An 18920-nucleotide genomic window follows, 5' to 3' on the forward strand; every position below is an offset into this window, starting at 1 on the left:
TTATAATCAAGAACTCGTTATAACCTCAATGAGTTTTAAGCAGACTGCCGAAATCTTTGATTTCGTGCAAGTCGCTTATGCAAATGCTCAATAAAAGTTTCCTTAGTTTATAACGTTTCGATAGAAACTTTTACTTCAATGTATTTATCAATACTTGGTTTAGACCATCAGTTTCATGAAAGTTTACGCTAATAACCTCATTTCGTGAAGTAGGAACATTTTTTCCCACAAAATCTGCCCTTATAGGAAGTTCTCTATGCCCTCTATCAATTAATATGGCTAATTGAATTTTCTGTGGTCTACCTTTGTCAATCAAGGCATCAAGTGCTGCCCTTACAGTTCTGCCCGTAAATAAAACATCATCAACTAAAACAACTATCTTATTAGTTATATCACAGCTAAATTCTTCTGACTTTACTATTGGCACTTGATCTATTTCTGTCAAATCATCTCTATACAGCGTAATATCTAAGATTTGAACAGGTACATCCTTATTTTCAATCTGCTTAATTTTCTCTGCAATCTTATTAGCAAATGGTACTCCTCTGGTCTTTATACCTACTAGTATTAAATCATCTACAATTTTATTTTTTTCAAGTATTTCGTGAGCTATTCTAGTAATAGCCCTATTTATTGCATTTTCATCCATGATAATGGCTTTTGTATTCATCCTAATTCCTCCTATATTATTTCTTAAAACTTTTATTAATATAAAAATTAAAGAAACTTATTAACTATAATAGTTAAATTTAAAAATACTTAGTATATTTTGAATATTGCTTTTCTTGAACTATTTATCCCTTAACATATTTAATATTTTAGTAAAGTGTTCGGGCAGTGAAGAGTCAAACTCCAAGTACTCACCAGTTCTAGGATGGATAAAGCCTAAAGTTTTAGCATGTAGAAGTTGTCCATTAGTATTAAATCTTTGATTTTTACCTCCATAAACAGGATCGCCAGTTACTGCATGATTGATAAAAGACATATGTACCCTTATTTGATGTGTTCTACCTGTTTCAAGCTTTGCCTCAATTAATGTATATTGGCCAAATCTTTCTAAAACCCTAAAATGAGTTACTGCCTCTCTACTGTTTACATCTGTTACTGTCATCTTTTTTCTATCTATTGGATGCCTTCCTATTGGCGCATCAATTGTTCCCATGTCCTCTTTAATGTTACCATCTACAAGTGCATTATATATTCTATTTATGGTATGAGCCTTTAACTGCTTTGATAATTCCTCATGGGCAAAATTATTTTTTGCGACCATTAGCAATCCTGAAGTATCTTTATCTATTCTGTGTACAATGCCTGGTCTAATTATGCCATTAATACTAGATAAATTACCTAAATGATACAATAATGCATTTACTAGTGTACCATTATAATTACCAGGGGCAGGATGTACTACCATGCCTTGAGGTTTATTAACTATTGCTATATCTTTGTCTTCGTAGACTATATCTATAGGTATATTTTCTGGCTCTATTTCTAACTCTTTAGGCTCAGGAAGATAGACTTGTATATGGTCCCCTTCTAATACTATATACCTTGCTTTCACTACTTTATTGTTAACTTTAACTAGTCCTTCTTTTATAAGCTTTTGAATATATGATCTAGAAATATCATCAAGTTCATGAGCTAAATATAAATCTAATCTTTCATTATCATCTTCATCAACAAAAATTTCTAATAGTTCCATAATAACACTCTTTCTAAAATTCATATTTGTTAAAAATCACTAAATAACATATAAATATTGTAGCTATAACAATTGAACTGTCTGCTATATTAAATACAGGAAAGTCATAAAGTCCCCAAAAATTTACATCAATAAAATCAACTACATAGCCTAGTCTAATTCTATCAATAAGGTTACCTATGGCTCCTCCAATTACCATAGATAAAGCTATTTTCATAATTGTAGTTAAATTAGTATTTGTTTTTATGTAAATAATAATCCCTATCACTACTACAGTTGTCATCACAATAAAAAAAATCTTTTTATTTTGTAGTATGCCAAAGGCTGCTCCAAAATTTTCAACATAATTGAACTGCAAAAAATTCTCGATAATTACTATTGGAGCATTACCTTTAAGTGATGTTATTGCATAAAACTTAGTAACTTGATCTAATAGTACTACTACTAAACTTATAATTGCGTATAGCATTTACAACCTCCTCAAAATGATATACTACTATTTTAAATTATAAGACTTCTTTTGACAACATTTAGCCAAAAAATAAGGCTAGAATGGTATCCAGCCTCTTAATCAAAATCTTCTTTCCTAATATCATCATACTGTTCTCTATAATATTCTTCTGATATTCCCTCAACTTCCTCTACCAAACCTCGCTCTACATCGTCAAATACTCCCTGATTATCACCTGTTGAAAATGAAGGATCTCCTGAGACATCATTAAATCTTAATACAGACTGTAAGCTATCCTCCCCGTCAAAGCCTACATTATCCTCATCTGAAATGCCAGTATTTGATCTTCCATAAGGGTATTTTATTCTTTCTTCCTCTTGGGGTCGAAATCTAATTTTTTTATCCATAGGAATTTCTTCCTTAGTACATTCTATACAAAGGCTAGTATATGGAATTACTTCTAATCTATCTTCCTCTATATTTTTTCCACAAACTCTGCATACTCCATAGGAACCATTGTCAATTCTCTCTAGTGCAGCATCTATTTCATCTACAACGCTAGATTGACTACTTTTTAAACTCATATTTTGTGACATCATAAAAGTTTCTGTTCCCAAGTCAGCAGGATGATTATCATAGCTAGACAACTCCTCAAAATGCTCTCGCAACTCCTCATTGGGTTCATTTTTATTCATTAGTTCTAGTGTATTAAGTAAATCTTCTTTCTCATTCATTAGCAAATTCTGAAAATACCTTAGCTTTTGTTTCTCCATTTCCTCCTCCTACAATCTTTCTTGTACGATTCTTACTATCTCAGCGATAAAGTCACCTATTAAGGGAATATTCCATGATATAATTCTGTTCAAAAAATATATTGCCAATGCACCTAGTATGGTAAACCCTATTGCCATACCGAATCCTCTAGCTAGTCCCCCTAGAAAATTAACATATAATAATCTTTTTTTATTATTAACAAAATCTACATACTCATGAAGTTTTGCTTTTTCTAGATTATTTGCTAGTTCTTCTAATCTTTTCTCTATTTCGTTATTTTTGCTCACAATTAATCCCCCTTATAATAATCTTCCCAAAAGATCATAATTATAATCATATATATTATGTATCATATATGCCTGATTACATTATATTACATTTATTTGAAATGTAATAGGCTTTATCTATTTAAGTGTTTCTTAAACTGATAAAGCCCAATTCGCATTATCTAATTCTAGGTAAAAAAAGCTAATAAGATATAGAAAAACAGTAAATTGTTTTTTTTAAATTTTGCTCCCCAGATTTGTACTAGTAATATGAAAAAAAACAATAAATAGTCTGCATTCTCTACATTTTTATTAAGATACACTATATCACCTCAATATTCCATTATTAGTGCACTATCAAAAGCATACTTCATTCTTGTTATATAGTATGAAATATTGAAGTTTCCTGTGCTAAGTAACTAATTAGCTATTTAGCTTAGATATACAATCTTTTATTGACTCTATATCTAATAACACTGTTTTCATTTCTTCTATATCCAAGGATTGTTTTCCATCAGACAAAGCTTCACTTGGGTTAGGATGTGTTTCAATCATAACACCATCTGCTCCAATAGCTACTGCTGCTCTAGTTGCTGGTCTAATAAGCTCTTTTCTACCTGTACCATGGCTTGGATCAATGATAATAGGTAAATTAGCTAGCTCTTTTATTATTGGGACTACTGTTAAATCAAGGGTATTCCTTGTATATTTTTCAAAGGTTCTTATCCCTCTTTCACAAAGAATAATATTTTCATTACCTTCTGATGCGATATATTCAGCAGCCATTAACCACTCTTCTATTGTTGATGCCATTCCTCTTTTTAAAAGTACAGGTTTATCTAGCTTACCTGCTTCCTTTAGTAATGTATAATTTTGCATGTTCCTTGATCCTATCTGAATAATATCGACATAGTCATATGAAGCATCTAAATCCCTTGGATCCATAATTTCCGATACTATTTTCATTTTATACCTTTGTCCAGCATTCTTTAGTAATCTTAAACCCTCAAATCCCAATCCTTGAAATGTATATGGTGAAGTTCTAGGCTTAAATGCACCTCCTCTAAGTATTCTTATACCCATGTCACTTAAAGCTTTGGCAGAAGTTTCTATCTGCTCTTCACCTTCCACTGCGCAAGGCCCTGATATCACTGTAAACTCATTGCCACCTATTGTAATTCCATTACCTAAATCAATTATTTTTTTATTTTCTCTGTTGTTTTTAATAGTAAAAATATTCATTTATAATCCTCCATAAAGCACAAAATAATTACTGTTTTCAATTTTAGTTTAAACATATAAACATAGAATATGAATTCTTATTTTTCTTAGTTTCATACTTTATTATATAACCACATTTTAATGTGTCAAGAAAAAAAGGATATGCAATATAAACACATATCCCTTACTCTTCACTATTATCTATTCCTAAATCCTTATAATAGTCATCTAATGATTCTAGTTGTGATTGAAGCAATGTTTTAAATCTAGTCTTAAACACCAACATATCTTTCCGTAGTGTCTCATATTCTTCTCTAACCTTAAGTGCTTCATTTTTAGCTTCTTCAATAATCTTTTTTGAATTATCTTCAGCCTCTTTAATAATCAACTCTGCACTCTTTTTCGCACTAATCTTAACTTCTTCAGCAGTGCTTTGTGCTACAACTAATGTATTTTGAAGAGTTTCTTCTATTTTATTATAATGCTTAATTTGGTCATTAAGCATGGAAATTTTATCTTTAAGTTCAATGTTTTCTTTATATATTTTTTCATAATCAATCATAATTTCATCTAAAAAAGCATCCACATCTGTTTCCTTATATCCTCTTACTCCTCTTTTAAACTCCTTATTTTGAATGTCAAGTGGTGTAAGCATATTGCTATGTCATCCCCTTTACTTAATTATTTTTACAACGACTTTATATCTATCTTTCCTTGTCTTTCCCAAAATCATACTAACTTTTGTTCTTCCAAAACCACGTATTGATATCATGTCATTTTCATGTACTTCTTTAGAAATTAAATCTATAGTCTGCCAATTAACCTTAACATAACCATTTTTAATGAGTGAAGAACTTTTTTCTCTAGAAAGATTGCAAATAGCGCTTACAAATACGTCCAGCCTAAAAGAAGATAGGGTTAAGCTTTTTTCAATAAAATCATCCTGCGCCTCTTCCAATTCAAATGATTCTACTTCAGTTATTACTACTGGTTCCCTGTTGATCATATCCAAATTGAATTTTATGTAATCTGCGATTTCCTTAAAAGTAATTATATTTCCATAATCTTTATGGATTAATATATCACCAATTTTTTCTCTCTTTATACCTAAACTCATTATGGCGCCCAAATAATCTCTATGAGTTAATTCTCTGAACTTAAAGCTTCCATCAATTCTCAATGCCTGTATTGGTGATAAAACATCGCTCCTATCCATATAAGACGGAAATATTATTATAGACTTTCTTTCAGAGTTTTCTAGTCCTCCATCTTCAAAAAATGAAACTTCCTGAAACCTATTAATAAATGAATAACATAGCTTTCTTTGATATGGATCTAGAAAATCAGTAAATTCTATAGAATATTTTCCAACTACTCTTTCAAGTTTATCTAAAACTCTGCGCATAGTTAAGTGTTGATTTTTATCTTTAATATGTTCTATTAATGCGTTTTTATCCATTGTCATATCTATCCTAAAAAATTATATTAATAATTCTAGACAGAAAAGATAGGAATAGTATAGCCAAAAGAGGCGAAAAATCTATCATTCCTGTATCAACTTTCAGTCTTCTCAAAATTTCCCTAAATGGTGATAAAACTGGTTCAGTAACTTGAAAGATAAAAGAGGTTATAGCATTATTTGTATCTATTACAATAAATGATAATATAGCTCTAATGAAAATAAGAGTTTCAACTATATAAATTAGCCTTTCTAATGCCATCTTTAAAACGCCCAAGCTTTTCACCTCTTAATTATTTTTGCCAAGGAAATATTCCTTTGTTTTTTAATTCTTCCTTTAATCTTGAATCTATTTCTACATTACTTGGAGCTAAAATGAATATATCTTTAGAAACTTTTTGAATATTACCATCTAATGCATAAATTGAACCATTTAAAAAATCAAAAATTTGCTTCTTTGGTTCTGTTTCCATTTCTTCTAAGTTTATGACTACAATTTTCCTGTTTTTTAAATCTTCGACCATTTTAGGAGCTTCTTCATATTTTATGGGCTCATAAACTACTAGCTTAACAGTATTATTAGTATGAATATTTAAAATCTTATTCTGTCTATACATATTTTTTTGTAAATCTAATTCAATTTCATTATTAGTTTCAACTATTTCATCATCTGGTTCTTCCATATCATCAATCCCTATTATATATTTAACCTTATTCATAAACTTGTTTGCAATGTCTCCCATTTATTAATCCTCCTTATATGTTCTTTTTCCAAAAATACCAGTTCCTATACGTATCATATTTGCACCTTCTTCTAATGCAACTTCAAAGTCATTTGTCATTCCCATAGATAGATATTTCATATCTACATTAGAAAATTTAAATTCCTTAATATCCTCAAACATATTCTTTAAATCTCTAAAAACAAATCTCACTTCTTCAGGATTTTCTACATATGGTGCTATTGTCATTAAGCCCTTTACTCTTATTCGATTAAAGTCTTTTATAGTTTCAATAAAAGGGATAACTTCTTCTTTTCTTAAGCCAAATTTAGAGTCTTCCTCAGCTATATTTACCTGAACTAATGTATCTACACATATATCATGTTCTTCAGCTCTTTTTTGGATTTCTTTAGCTAAACTAACTCTATCTAATGAATGTATCAAATGAACCTTATCAATAATATACTTTACTTTGTTACTTTGTAGGTGCCCTATCATATGCCATTTTGTGTTTGGAACTATTTTCTCATATTTGCATTGAATTTCCTGAACTTTATTTTCTCCAATATCTGAAATTCCATAGGAAATAGCCTCGTTAATTCTGTCAACATCTACTGTTTTAGTTACAGCTACTATTGTAATATCATCCAAGCTTAAGCCTTTTTTAGATATGATACTGTTTACTCTTTCATAAATTTTATCAATGTTATTTTTAATATAAATCGATAATCCCTCCCTATGTTAATCAATTATAAGTCCTTCTTTAATCTTACTTCCATTAACAAATACTTCATCATACATTTGCATAGTATTAAATTTCTGAACTTCACCATTTATTTCAAGCTCTATTACACTATTAAGCCCAGCCCCTTTACTTACAATAGTATGCTCATTATGGCTAGCTAATATTTTTATTGGTCTAAATTTAACTATTCCGCTTATATCTTTAATATAAACACCCTTTATTCCATCTTTTTCTATTATGGACTTACTTGGAATTATCAGTCCCTCATATGTGTTTTTAACTATATGGATATCTAAGTATCTTTCATTGTAATATTCGTGGAAATATTCCGTTAGTTTTAAGATAATAAAGCATTTGTCATTTTCTTTAACAAGTCTTACTACTCTAGATATTATTTTTCTTTCATCATCATTGATTTTTATGTATATTGTCTTACCTTCTTCAAGCTTGTCCATTCCCTTAGAATCAACTTCCGTCATTATATACCATGTGAAATTATCTATTATCTTATAAACAGGCTCTCCAAAATTAACTATATTCTTTTCTGTCAAGTCTGTTTTGTTTACATCTATAAGTCTATAATCACTAGATTCATAATCATTGATTTTGCTTATTGTAAAAATATCCTCTAAACCATCTAGCTGGTAGCTTATTATTCCAGATTTTGGAGCGTAGCTTACATGTTTAGAACTTTCCATATTTTTGATAATTTCATTCTTTCGTTCTAGGAGATTATCTAAGCTATTAGACATGAGACTATTTTGCCCTGCAACTAGCTGTTGCTTGTCAATAGTCATTAGTAAGGTATCCCTGTGTATAAGAGCATCGCTATAATTTCCACTTAATATACTATTTTGAAGTTCATCAATTATTGAAGCAATATTATCATGTATTTTATTTTTATCTTCATTAAGTATTTCCTTATTATCTGATGATTTTTTTAATATCTCTATCTGTCTATTTATCTCTTCTAACTCATTTGAATATGTACTCCCCTCTGCTCTGTTAATTCTAGCAACTTGAACTCCCTTAGCCACCTTTTCACCTTCTTGCTTTAGCAAAGATACAGTACCTTGAGTTTCTGACTTATATACAAACTCATCTTTAATAACTATTCCTTTAGAAGAAACAATATCTTCTATAACTCCAGCCTCAGCAATAACAGTCTTATGAATTCCTATGGAAAATACAGGTATCATTCTAGAAAAAATATAGGATACTACAATTATTATTAAAGTAATTCTAAATCTTTTACGCTTAATTCTTTTTTTTTTCGTTCCTCTTGAGACATTAGACCACCTCTTGCCTATTATAATTCTTCATACAATTCTATTTTCCTTCAAACTAAAACGAAAAAATTCAGAAATTCTAAATTATGAAGCATTTATTTGAAAAAGCATCCATATTTACTTACTACTTTTATTTTTTTGATTTTATCTAATTCAAAGCTTTTTACCTCATCTTTATGGGTCACTAATAATAGCTCTCTATTTTTAGTTTTTGCTCCAATTACTATTCCATCTACTTTATCGTTATTATATAAAGTTACCCTTATCTCATCTCCTGATTTTAATTTGACTCCACTTAAGGAGAAAAACTTCATGTCTGTTTCATCAATATGATCCTGGGTCACAGATTTTTTGCCTAAAACTATTATATTATCACTTAAATAGAGTTTTTCTTTAACAACTACTAAAATATATCCAATTATGCTCACTAAAAAAAGCATTATCAAAACCAATATAATTTCAGATAAGAACATAATATACCTACTTTCTATTAGCTTTATATAAAAAGTATATCATAAATTCAAGAACTATAAAACATATAGAAACAACTAATATTAAATCTCTATTTTACTACTGATACATAAAATTAAAGAAAATATTCACTTAGCTTTTTGATATTTTTATGATATAATATTACTTATATTATTAACAAAATATCCTATGAGCTTATTTTATGAATGCTTTACTTATGATATTATCGGGATGTAGCGCAGCATGGTAGCGCACAAGTCTGGGGGACTTGGGGTCGCAGGTTCAAGTCCTGTCATCCCGACCAGTTTATAGTTTTATATAGTCAACTAACGTTGTAAATTAGCCATTCATATTATAAGTATTTTGATTAAAAGCTGTATTTTTTAATTGGATGCATAAGCAGCTTACATATTTAATGACAAAGGTGGCTTAACAGCCACCTTATTTCATTTTAGATTTCATCTTTACAAAATATTTTAGAAACCTACTCTTATTAGTGAAAAAATTTATGCTATATAACAATTTATCATAGATTTAGTTTTATTTATCCCTCAATATTTTCTTGAGATACTCCTCCACATTTTCAATATCTAAGTTTAATCCAACTTTTCATTCCTCACATTCTTTTTAAAGGATACTTCTGATAAATGATAGAGAATTTAATCTTATTATTTTATTAATTTTGCTCATAAGTTATAACCCCTAAACTTCTATACTTCTTCTATACCTTTCATTATATATTTTCGTAACATCTTATTGAAAGTTTCATACTATATATTACACCCATTAGGAGCTCCCTTAAAAAACAATTAAAAATTAACTAGTAGGAGGTAGTAATACTATGTCAAATCAAGGAATATTTGGTTCGAATGATACTCTACTATTTTTCTTTATATTATTAGTGCTAATATTCTGTAGCTGTGGATTTTTCTTTTAGTTCTAAACAGTCGAGGTTTTACCCTGACTTGTTTATTTTGATCACAAAATCTAAGTTTAGTAATTAATCATCCATCTATTAAAAAAACACCTGACTTATTATATTCAACTCTTCTACAAATTGTTTTATTTAACTGCCTGTATTTTTGGATATTATGCTCAGGATTTTGCTTTAGGCTTCCTTCAAATTCCATGTCAGCATGAACACCCTTGCCCTCAGCTAACGGTTCCTATCATCAAGCTCGCACTGGACTTTCACCACCAAGTTGTTGAACATGCCGAGTGCATACACAAAAATGGGAAGGTGCCCCTTCCCATTTTATATTATGATACAGATTAGCCCTCCGCTTGAATCATTTACTATTCTCTCTAAAGTTCTCTGCATTTTACTTCTGGCGTCTTCTGGCATCATGTTTAGTTTGCTTTCCAGCTGCTCTTTTACTAAATCATGTAAGGACTTCCCAAACATATTTGATTCCCATATCTTTGATGGATCGCTTTCAAACTCATCTAATAAATATTTTACTAACTCTTCGCTTTGCTTCTCAGTTCCTATTATTGGAGAAACCTCAGTAGTCAAATCTGCCCTAATAAAATGCAGGCTTGGTGCCATAGCCTTTAACTTGACTCCAAATCTATTTCCTTGCTTGAAAATTTCTGGTTCAGCTAAGTCTAATTCTTCCAGACTAGGAGGCACTAATCCGTATCCTGTGAGCCTCGCATCATTTAAAGCTCTTTCAACCTTATCAAATTCTCTCTTAGCTTTAGCTAAGCCTGTCACTAATCCTAGCAATTGATGTTCACCGTCAATTTTATATCCAGTTAGTTCATTCAAAATTCTGTAGAATAACTGCCCATCAACATTCATCTCTATATTTGCTACTCCTTCTCCAAGTTCAATTCCTTTGATTTTAACATTGCTTATTATATCTAATTCCCCAAATTTATTTACAGCATGATTTATCTCACTTAATCTTTGAAGATTGTGAACAATTTCTTTTATGGAATTAAAAATGGAGCTCTTTACCCAATGATTCTTTGGTAACCCTTCAATCCATTGTGGTAGATTAATGTTTATCTCTTTAATTGGGAATTCTAATAATACCTTTTCAAGTATGTGATTTATCTCTGTCATCTCCATATTTAAACAATCTACAGCTATAACTGGCACTTTATATTTCTCTTCTAGATTCTCTCTTAAAGCTATAGTACTATCTAACTCTGGGTGTTTTGAGTTAAGAAGTATAACAAAAGGTTTATCTAATTCCTTAAGCTCACTGATAACTCTCTCCTCAGCTTTTATATAATTTGATCTGTCTATATCAGTGATTGATCCATCTGTTGTAACTACAATTCCTATTGTTGAGTGATCTGTAATTACTTTTCTTGTACCAATTTCAGCCGCTTCCTCAAATGGTATTTCTTTTTCATACCATGGGGTTATTACCATTCTAGGTATGTTATTCTCTTCATGACCTAATGCTCCTTTGACTAAATATCCAACACAATCCACCATTCTAACTCTAAATTTCACATTATCTTTTAAAGTTAGTTCTACTGCATCAGTAGGTACAAATTTGGGTTCTGTTGTCATTATTGTTTTTCCTGATCCACTTAAGGGTAATTCATCATTTGCTCTTTCTTTCTTGAACTTATTGTCTATATTTGGTACAACCAGTTTTTCCATAAATCTTTTTATAAAAGTAGATTTTCCTGTTCTAACTGGACCAACTACGCCAATATAGATGTCTCCATCAGTTCTTTCTGCAATATCCCTGTAGATATTAAACTTTTCCACTAACAAACCTCCTTCTTAAAATGATAGAAATATATATTTATTTCTCTGTAGATAGCTATTTGAATGCTAGCTACTTAGATAAATATAGTTTACTTTCAAAAAACAAAACCCTTTTATAATATATATGACTTCATACTCGAACAATATGACATGCTAACAAAAAAAGACATGTATTTAACATGTCTTTACCAAAAAAGTTGGTCTTCATTAACTATATCTTCTATTTCATGAGTTTTATCCCTAAGCATTAATTTTACTACAGCATTCTTAACATCTGCACCTTCATAGAGAACCTTATATATTTCCTCTGTTATAGGCATAGTCACACCATATTTTTTTGAAAGTTGATATGATGCCTTTGCTGTTTTTATGCCCTCTACCACCATTCCAATTGATTCGATAGCCTTCTGTAAGCTATACCCTTGTCCAATTAATATTCCTGCTCTTCTGTTTCTACTATGCATGCTAGTACAGGTAACTATTAAATCTCCAATTCCAGATAGGCCTGCAAATGTCATTTTATTAGCTCCCATAGCTTCGCCCATCCTAGCTATTTCAACAAATCCTCTATTCATCAATGCAGCCTTTGTGTTATCTCCATAACCTAATCCATCTGATATTCCAGCACCTAAAGCTATTACATTTTTTAATGCTCCACCTAATTCCACTCCTATTACATCTGGATTAGTATAGACCCTAAACTTTGGAGTCATAAAAACATCTTGTATGAGTTCAGCAACAGCTTTTTTAGTAGATGCTGCTACAACAGTAGTTGGCATATCCCTAGCAACTTCCTCTGCATGAGAGGGACCTGATAAAATTGTGTATTCTGCATTTGGAATTTCTTCAGCAACAACTTCAGAAACTCTTGATAATGTATTCATTTCAATTCCCTTTGCAACATTTACTATAATAGGCTCACCACATATGTGGCTTTTTATTAGCTTCATTGTTTCCCTAACGGCATGAGTAGGAACAGCAGAAACTATTATTTTCTTATTTGAAACTGCCCTGATAATATCATTAGTTGCTCTTATATTGTTAGACAATAAAATTCCCTGTAAATATTTAAGGTTTTCTCTTGCATTGTTGATTTCATCACATTGTTTTTTATCTCTTAGCCATAGGTCTATATGATAGCCTTTTTTAGCAAGAACAACAGCTAATGCTGTCCCCCAGCTACCTCCTCCAAGTATACAAATATTCTTCAACCTTAGTTCACCCCTTGTTAAAGTGCTTTTTGACCTAGTTTTAATTCGTTTCCATTTATTAATCTTCTTATATTACTTCTATGTCTGAAAATTGCCATTGCTGTTAATACTAGTGAAAAAACAAAGAAGTTCAAATCAAATGGTTTTATCATAATAACTGATAATATCGGTAATAAAGATATTGCTATTATAGAACCTAATGAAACATACCTTGTTTTAACTACTATTATTAGTCCAATTATAACGCATACCAATGCTATTTGGTAGTTAATAGTAGCAACTACACCTATTGTAGAAGCAATCCCTTTGCCTCCCTTAAACTTTAGAACAACAGGCCAGTTATGCCCTATTACAGCTGAAACTCCTCCAATTAGTCCTCCTAAAGGTCCTAGAATAGAGTTTCCAATTATAACTGCCAGTACACCTTTTAGCGCATCAATAACAAATGTAGCAGCAGCCAATTTTATCCCGAACACCCGTAACGCATTAGTAGCACCTGCATTACCACTCCCGTGTTTTCTTATATCAGTTTTCTTGAGAATTTTTCCTAATATATAGGATGTAGCAAAATTCCCTATTCCATACCCAATAAACAAGACAATTATAACATCAGACAATATTAATCCCCCTTTTCTCCCTTTTCTCGAAACTCAAACTGAATAGGTGTCCCTTCAAAGCCAAAGGACTGCCTAATTTGATTTTCTAGATACCTTGCATATGAAAAATGCATGAGTTCTTCGTCATTAATAAATATGACAAACTTAGGAGGTTTAATACCAACTTGTGTACTATAATATATTTTTAATCTTCTTCCTTTATCTGAAGGCGGTTGATTCATTAATACTGCCTCTCCTATAATGTCGTTTAAAGTACCAGTAGATATTCTCATAGCATGATTGTTGGAAACTACCTTTACTAAATCCAGTAGCTTTTCAACTCTTTTTCCAGTCTCAGCTGAAATGAATACAATAGGAGCATAGCTCATAAAGGATAGTACTCTTTTTACATCTTCTTCAAATTTCAAGTATGTGTTTGTTTCCTTTTCAATTAAATCCCACTTGTTTATTGCAATTATGGCAGCTTTTCCATTGTCATGTGCATATCCAGCAATCTTTGTATCTTGCTCTGTAATTCCCTCAACTGCATCTATGACTATTATACAAACATCTGCTCTCTCTATTGCTGTTAATGTTCTAACTACACTGTATCTTTCTATATTTTCATTTACTCTCTTTCTTTTTCTCATTCCTGCAGTATCTATAAAGACATATTCATCTTCTCCATGAGTGAAATAAGTGTCTATTGCGTCTCTTGTAGTTCCCGCAATATCGCTGACAATTACCCTTTCTTCTCCTAATATTTTATTTATGAGAGATGATTTGCCTACATTGGGTTTACCGATTACTGCAACTTTAATGATATCTTCATTGTAATCGACATCCTTATCCTCTGGAAAATGCTTGACAACCTCATCTAATAAGTCACCCAAACCTAGTGCTTGCCCAGCAGATATTACAATTGGCACCCCTAGTCCTAACTCATAAAACTCATAAATTGTATCTGGGGTTTTTGGAGTGTCGATTTTATTAACTACTAGAATAACTTTTTTATTAGTCTTTCTAAGCATATCAGCTACTTCTCTATCTGTAGTAGTTAAACCTTCTATTCCATCAACTACAAAAAGTATGACATCTCCTGTTTCAATTGCTATCTCAGCCTGTCTCCTCATTTGAGACATGATTATATCATTGCTCCGAGGTTCAATTCCTCCTGTATCTATCATAGTAAAATATTTGTTTTGCCATTCACCCTCTGCATATATTCTATCTCTTGTAACTCCAGGCATATCCTCAACAATAGATATTCTTTTGCCAGCAAGTTTATTGAAAAGAGTAGATTTACCTACATTAGGTCTTCCAACTATTGCAACTATTGGCCTAGCCATTTTATCACCTCATTCTATTTTTGAAAATATCAACAAACTTTCCACCGTCAACGTCAGAAATAATTACATTAGTATTTAAGCTGCTCTCAACATCTGCAACTGTAATGTCATCCAAAAAAACCTTATCTCCTCTTCTAAGCATAGAATTAGGAATAATTACTCCATCCCCTATTTCATGTCTTTTTAACTGCTCTATTAAATCTTTTCCTGTAATTAATCCTGAAACTGTTATTTTTTCTCCAAAAAAATCATTAATTATTGGTACCACATTTAATCTAAGTCCTTCTATTTTAGATGTCACCATATTAGCAATATCATTAATAAAGTCATATGCTAAAGTGCCAGTAGCTATAGTATAGCTCTTATTTAAAATTGAATTCTTTTTGATATTATTAAGTGCTTCCTGAACCTCTTGATGAAATGATCTTAGGAGACCTACTCCATTTTCATATTGAGGGAAACCCTCGTATTCATCAAATTCAGGAATTGGCATATTTGCTAAGACATAAAACTCATCTGAAGCAAAAACAAATCTAGTATTAATTTCACTTAAATATTCTTTTTGCTTGCTATGAATGCATTCCAAAAGTTCGTTAGCGCTTTCGTAGTCATAGGTTTTTAATTGACTTAATCCCTCTCTATATCTTGTAATACCTACAGGTACTACTGCAACACTAGATATACTTGGATAAAGATTTGATAAGTCTTTTAATGTCTTTTTAAGATTATCTCCATCATTGATACCAGGTATGAGAACAATCTGACAATTCATCTCTATTCCTGCTTCACTAAATCTTTTTAGAATACTATAAACATTTCCTGCATTCTTGTTATTCAACATCTTTATTCTTAGTTCTGGATCCGTAGTATGTACTGACACATTAATTGGACTTAGTCTATACCTAATTATTCTATCTATCTCCTCATCACTAAGATTTGTCAATGTTATAAAATTACCTTGTAAAAAAGATAATCTAGAATCGTCATCTTTAAAATATAGAGTTTTTCTCATACCCTTTGGTAGCTGATCTATAAAACAAAATATACATTTATTTCTACAATTCTTTGCTTTGTCAATAAGCGGATTTGTAAAAGTAATTCCTATGTCTTCATAGTAATCTTTCTCGATTTCAAGGTCCCACAACTCTCCATCTTTTTTTTGGATAGTCATAGTTATGAAATCGTCTGTAATTAAATATTTATAATCAATTATATCTATAATCTTATTATCATTTATTGAAATTAGTATATCCCCCGGTTCGATTCCTAATTCTTCAGCAATACTGTTCTCATCAACATTATCTATAATATTTTTTCCATCATAATAGGTATTAACCTCATAATTATTTACTTCCATATTATCTCCTTCGAAAAAATTTATATTTGATAAGGCATAAAGCTAGCCCAGTTTCAATATTATATCACAATTTAATATATATTTTACTATTTCTTCAATAATTATAGCATAAACTAAATAATTATGCTTATTTAATTATCGAATAAATAAAGGCATAATGAACTTTCATTATACCTGATTAATAATATTTAAGACTACAGCTTGACATTCATTTTCCGTCATATGTCTTCATAGTATTTTTTTACCTAAATAAGCCTCTTATTCTTAGTATAGAAAAAGAAAAGGTATTATAAGACTAAAAAAGCTTACAATACCTTCTTGAACATTTAAAATTATTTCATACTAATAAAGTGGAAACCTATCACAAAGTGACTTAACTAGTCCTTTTAAAGTATTTTCATCAGTTTTTTCTTCAAATGTAAGACTAATAATATTTGCGATTTCTTTCATATCCTCTTCCTTCATACCCCTTGTAGTAACAGCAGGAGTACCGATTCTTAGACCACTTGTAACAAATGGGCTCTCTGTTTCAAATGGTATAGTGTTTTTATTTGTTGTTATACCGATGTGATCAAGTAAAGCTTCTGCCTTCTTACCTGTTAGTCCCTTTTTGCTAACATCTACAAGCATTAAATGATTGTCAGTTCCACCTGAAACTAGTCTAAATCCTTTTTCAACAAGACTATCTGCTAAAGTTTTAGCATTTTTTAAGACTTGTTTTTGATACTCTTTAAAATCATCTTCTAGAGCTTCTTTAAAGCTAACTGCTTTAGCAGCTATAATATGCATTAATGGCCCCCCTTGGATTCCAGGGAAAATTGATTTATCAATTTGCTTTGCATACTCTTCTTTACATAGAATAGCTCCACCTCTAGGTCCCCTAAGTGTCTTATGAGTTGTAGTTGTAACGAAATCTGCATAAGGAACTGGATTTGGATGTAGTCCTGCAGCTACAAGACCTGCTATGTGAGCCATATCAACCATTAGATATGCTCCTACTTCATCAGCTATTTCTCTAAATTTCGCAAAATCTATTATCCTAGGGTATGCACTAGCACCTGCAACTATTAGTCTTGGTCTTTCTTTTAAAGCAATTTCTCTCACTTCGTCATAATCTATTGTTTCAGTTTCTTTATTTACACCATATGCAACAAAGTTATAGTATGTACCAGATATATTAACTGGACTACCATGAGTTAAATGACCACCATGAGAAAGGTTCATACCCAGAACTTTATCGCCAGGCTTTAATACTGCAAAATATACACCTAGGTTAGCATTTGCTCCAGAATGAGGCTGAACATTAGCATGATCTGCTCCAAAAAGCTTCTTTAATCTCTCTCTAGCTAGCTCCTCTGCTACATCAACATATTCACAACCACCATAGTATCTCTTACTTGGATAACCTTCAGCGTACTTATTTGTTAATTGGCTTCCCATTGCCTCCATAACTTGCTTGCTTACAAAGTTCTCAGATGCAATAAGTTCAATTTTACTTCTTTGTCTTTCTGTTTCTTGCTCAATTACTTTCATAATTTCTGGGTCAAACTCTCTTAGACTACTAAAATCCATAATCATTTGCTCCTTTCTTATATAGACTCTTATTTAATTATATCTGATTATAATTAATACATATATAATATACCATTTTAGAGAAATATAATAAATAGTTATTAATTGTTTTTATCAAAAAGTTAATACAAATAGATTAATTGTATACTGTTATTATGTCAATTATTTAGATATGATATTAGGTTTGTTTTGGTATAATAGAAATATAATGTTTTAGGTGGTGTTATATGTGGAAACAAAAAAAGATGCTAAAAGACTATTAAGTATGGCAATATTAGCAGGTAAAATGATGCTTGAAAATGGAGCAGAGACCTATCGTGTTGAAGATACGGTTTCTAGAATATGTAAGTCAAAAAAATTTATCACATATGCAGAACCCTTTGTAATTCCTACAGGAATACTTTTAGCAATTGGTTTTGGAGACGATATATTAACATACATACAAAGAACAAAAAGTAAAACTATAGACTTAAATAAGATAGCTCTAGTAAATGAATTTTCAAGAGATTTTGTTAGTTCAAAAATGACTATTGATGAGGGATTCAAGCGTCTTGAAGAAATAGACAATAAGAAAGCTTATCCAGGCTTCGTTAATGCTTTATTTGGTGGAATTGCTGGAGGATTTTTCTCCCTTTTGTTTGGAGGTACTTTTTTTGATTTTATTTGTGCCTTCCTCATAAGTATTATAGTTGTTAAATCAAATAGTATCCTTGGTAAAGTTAACATGATATATTTTATTAATAATTTCATAGCTGCAGCCGTAGGAACTTTCTTTGCAATAATAGCTGTTAAGCTCGGATTAGGAAATAATATGGATAAAATAGTAATTGGAATCATAATGACTTTAGTTCCTGGCGTAGCCATAACAAATGCTGCTAGAGATTCTATGCTTGGAGACTTTGTTGCAGGTATGTCAAGAGGCCTTGAAGCTATTATAGTTGCACTATCTGTTGCTCTTGGTGTAGGATTAATGTTAATTATTTTTCATGGGGGAATGTAAT

Annotated in this window: 21 protein-coding genes and 1 tRNA gene; 2 read left to right on the forward strand and 20 right to left on the reverse strand. The window is 30.8% G+C overall.

What is annotated here, in order from left to right:
* Nucleotides 1–130: 130 nt before the first annotated feature.
* The 13 genes from pyrR to DW1_RS09755 all read right to left on the reverse strand — a co-directional run bounded on the left by pyrR (nt 131) and on the right by DW1_RS09755 (nt 9102).
* Nucleotides 131–670: a bifunctional pyr operon transcriptional regulator/uracil phosphoribosyltransferase PyrR gene (pyrR, locus tag DW1_RS09695; protein ID WP_074350424.1), complete on the reverse strand. Its 540-nt coding sequence runs from the start codon at nt 668–670 to the stop codon at nt 131–133.
* Nucleotides 671–790: 120 nt separating this feature from the next.
* Nucleotides 791–1702 carry an RluA family pseudouridine synthase gene (locus DW1_RS09700; RefSeq protein ID WP_074350425.1) on the reverse strand — a complete coding sequence of 304 codons (912 nt, stop codon included), beginning with the start codon at nt 1700–1702 and terminating at the stop codon, nt 791–793.
* Between the two features lie 13 nt (nt 1703–1715).
* On the reverse strand, nt 1716–2171 hold the full coding sequence (lspA, locus tag DW1_RS09705; protein ID WP_074350426.1) for a signal peptidase II: 456 nt from the start codon (nt 2169–2171) through the stop codon (nt 1716–1718).
* A 98-nt stretch (nt 2172–2269) separates the two neighbouring features.
* Complete coding sequence (locus DW1_RS09710; protein ID WP_074350427.1) at nt 2270–2926, reverse strand: TraR/DksA C4-type zinc finger protein; 657 nt, start codon at nt 2924–2926, stop codon at nt 2270–2272.
* A 9-nt stretch (nt 2927–2935) separates the two neighbouring features.
* Nucleotides 2936–3214 carry a DUF5665 domain-containing protein gene (locus DW1_RS09715; protein WP_200800503.1) on the reverse strand — a complete coding sequence of 93 codons (279 nt, stop codon included), beginning with the start codon at nt 3212–3214 and terminating at the stop codon, nt 2936–2938.
* A 402-nt stretch (nt 3215–3616) separates the two neighbouring features.
* Nucleotides 3617–4435: a bifunctional 3-deoxy-7-phosphoheptulonate synthase/chorismate mutase gene (locus DW1_RS09720; RefSeq protein ID WP_074350429.1), complete on the reverse strand. Its 819-nt coding sequence runs from the start codon at nt 4433–4435 to the stop codon at nt 3617–3619.
* A 163-nt stretch (nt 4436–4598) separates the two neighbouring features.
* Nucleotides 4599–5069 (reverse strand): DivIVA domain-containing protein, encoded by a 471-nt coding sequence (locus tag DW1_RS09725; RefSeq protein ID WP_074350430.1) that lies wholly within the window; start codon nt 5067–5069, stop codon nt 4599–4601.
* An 18-nt stretch (nt 5070–5087) separates the two neighbouring features.
* Nucleotides 5088–5873, reverse strand: coding sequence for a YlmH family RNA-binding protein (locus DW1_RS09730; protein WP_200800504.1), 786 nt, complete (start codon nt 5871–5873; stop codon nt 5088–5090).
* Between the two features lie 13 nt (nt 5874–5886).
* Entirely contained in the window at nt 5887–6150 is a 264-nt protein-coding gene (locus tag DW1_RS09735; RefSeq protein WP_083605618.1) for a YggT family protein, read from the reverse strand.
* Nucleotides 6151–6166: 16 nt separating this feature from the next.
* Nucleotides 6167–6616 (reverse strand): cell division protein SepF, encoded by a 450-nt coding sequence (locus DW1_RS09740; protein ID WP_242942473.1) that lies wholly within the window; start codon nt 6614–6616, stop codon nt 6167–6169.
* A gap of 3 nt (nt 6617–6619) precedes the next feature.
* Complete coding sequence (locus DW1_RS09745) at nt 6620–7318, reverse strand: YggS family pyridoxal phosphate-dependent enzyme (RefSeq protein ID WP_074350432.1); 699 nt, start codon at nt 7316–7318, stop codon at nt 6620–6622.
* A gap of 18 nt (nt 7319–7336) precedes the next feature.
* On the reverse strand, nt 7337–8656 hold the full coding sequence (locus DW1_RS09750; RefSeq protein ID WP_159433581.1) for a biotin/lipoyl attachment domain-containing protein: 1320 nt from the start codon (nt 8654–8656) through the stop codon (nt 7337–7339).
* 68 nt (nt 8657–8724) lie between these two features.
* Nucleotides 8725–9102 carry a hypothetical protein gene (locus DW1_RS09755; RefSeq protein WP_074350434.1) on the reverse strand — a complete coding sequence of 126 codons (378 nt, stop codon included), beginning with the start codon at nt 9100–9102 and terminating at the stop codon, nt 8725–8727.
* Nucleotides 9103–9327: 225 nt separating this feature from the next.
* Here DW1_RS09755 and DW1_RS09760 point away from each other — a divergent pair.
* Nucleotides 9328–9404: transfer RNA gene (locus DW1_RS09760), tRNA-Pro, on the forward strand.
* 700 nt (nt 9405–10104) lie between these two features.
* Here DW1_RS09760 and DW1_RS15920 read toward each other — a convergent pair.
* The 7 genes from DW1_RS15920 to glyA form a co-directional block, all read right to left on the reverse strand.
* Nucleotides 10105–10230, reverse strand: a complete 126-nt coding sequence (locus tag DW1_RS15920; RefSeq protein WP_278335737.1) for a hypothetical protein — start codon at nt 10228–10230, stop codon at nt 10105–10107.
* 125 nt (nt 10231–10355) lie between these two features.
* Entirely contained in the window at nt 10356–11834 is a 1479-nt protein-coding gene (gene spoIVA, locus DW1_RS09765) for a stage IV sporulation protein A (protein WP_074350435.1), read from the reverse strand.
* Nucleotides 11835–12019: 185 nt separating this feature from the next.
* Nucleotides 12020–13045 carry an NAD(P)H-dependent glycerol-3-phosphate dehydrogenase gene (locus DW1_RS09770; protein WP_074350436.1) on the reverse strand — a complete coding sequence of 342 codons (1026 nt, stop codon included), beginning with the start codon at nt 13043–13045 and terminating at the stop codon, nt 12020–12022.
* Nucleotides 13046–13062: 17 nt separating this feature from the next.
* Nucleotides 13063–13662, reverse strand: coding sequence for a glycerol-3-phosphate 1-O-acyltransferase PlsY (gene plsY, locus DW1_RS09775; protein WP_074350437.1), 600 nt, complete (start codon nt 13660–13662; stop codon nt 13063–13065).
* Nucleotides 13663–13664: 2 nt separating this feature from the next.
* Nucleotides 13665–14990, reverse strand: coding sequence for a ribosome biogenesis GTPase Der (der, locus tag DW1_RS09780; protein ID WP_074350438.1), 1326 nt, complete (start codon nt 14988–14990; stop codon nt 13665–13667).
* A gap of 4 nt (nt 14991–14994) precedes the next feature.
* On the reverse strand, nt 14995–16347 hold the full coding sequence (locus DW1_RS09785; protein ID WP_074350439.1) for a DUF512 domain-containing protein: 1353 nt from the start codon (nt 16345–16347) through the stop codon (nt 14995–14997).
* Nucleotides 16348–16689: 342 nt separating this feature from the next.
* On the reverse strand, nt 16690–17919 hold the full coding sequence (gene glyA, locus DW1_RS09790) for a serine hydroxymethyltransferase (RefSeq protein ID WP_083605620.1): 1230 nt from the start codon (nt 17917–17919) through the stop codon (nt 16690–16692).
* A gap of 229 nt (nt 17920–18148) precedes the next feature.
* Between glyA and DW1_RS09795 the strand changes: the two genes are divergently transcribed.
* On the forward strand, nt 18149–18919 hold the full coding sequence (locus DW1_RS09795) for a threonine/serine exporter family protein (protein ID WP_083605621.1): 771 nt from the start codon (nt 18149–18151) through the stop codon (nt 18917–18919).
* Nucleotide 18920 lies beyond the last annotated feature (1 nt).

The sequence above is a fragment of the Proteiniborus sp. DW1 genome, from assembly GCF_900095305.1.
In the GTDB taxonomy this organism is placed as follows: domain Bacteria; phylum Bacillota; class Clostridia; order Tissierellales; family Proteiniboraceae; genus Proteiniborus.

Coding starts and splice junctions, on each gene's coding strand:
- pyrR (WP_074350424.1), bottom strand. CDS start 670: ATGAATACAAAAGCCATTATCATGGATGAAAATGCAATAAATAGGGCT.
- DW1_RS09700 (WP_074350425.1), bottom strand. CDS start 1,702: ATGGAACTATTAGAAATTTTTGTTGATGAAGATGATAATGAAAGATTA.
- lspA (WP_074350426.1), bottom strand. CDS start 2,171: ATGCTATACGCAATTATAAGTTTAGTAGTAGTACTATTAGATCAAGTT.
- DW1_RS09710 (WP_074350427.1), bottom strand. CDS start 2,926: ATGGAGAAACAAAAGCTAAGGTATTTTCAGAATTTGCTAATGAATGAG.
- DW1_RS09720 (WP_074350429.1), bottom strand. CDS start 4,435: ATGAATATTTTTACTATTAAAAACAACAGAGAAAATAAAAAAATAATT.
- DW1_RS09725 (WP_074350430.1), bottom strand. CDS start 5,069: ATGCTTACACCACTTGACATTCAAAATAAGGAGTTTAAAAGAGGAGTA.
- DW1_RS09730 (WP_200800504.1), bottom strand. CDS start 5,873: ATGGATAAAAACGCATTAATAGAACATATTAAAGATAAAAATCAACAC.
- DW1_RS09740 (WP_242942473.1), bottom strand. CDS start 6,616: ATGGGAGACATTGCAAACAAGTTTATGAATAAGGTTAAATATATAATA.
- DW1_RS09755 (WP_074350434.1), bottom strand. CDS start 9,102: ATGTTCTTATCTGAAATTATATTGGTTTTGATAATGCTTTTTTTAGTG.
- DW1_RS15920 (WP_278335737.1), bottom strand. CDS start 10,230: ATGGAATTTGAAGGAAGCCTAAAGCAAAATCCTGAGCATAATATCCAA.
- der (WP_074350438.1), bottom strand. CDS start 14,990: ATGGCTAGGCCAATAGTTGCAATAGTTGGAAGACCTAATGTAGGTAAA.
- DW1_RS09785 (WP_074350439.1), bottom strand. CDS start 16,347: ATGGAAGTAAATAATTATGAGGTTAATACCTATTATGATGGAAAAAAT.
- glyA (WP_083605620.1), bottom strand. CDS start 17,919: ATGGATTTTAGTAGTCTAAGAGAGTTTGACCCAGAAATTATGAAAGTA.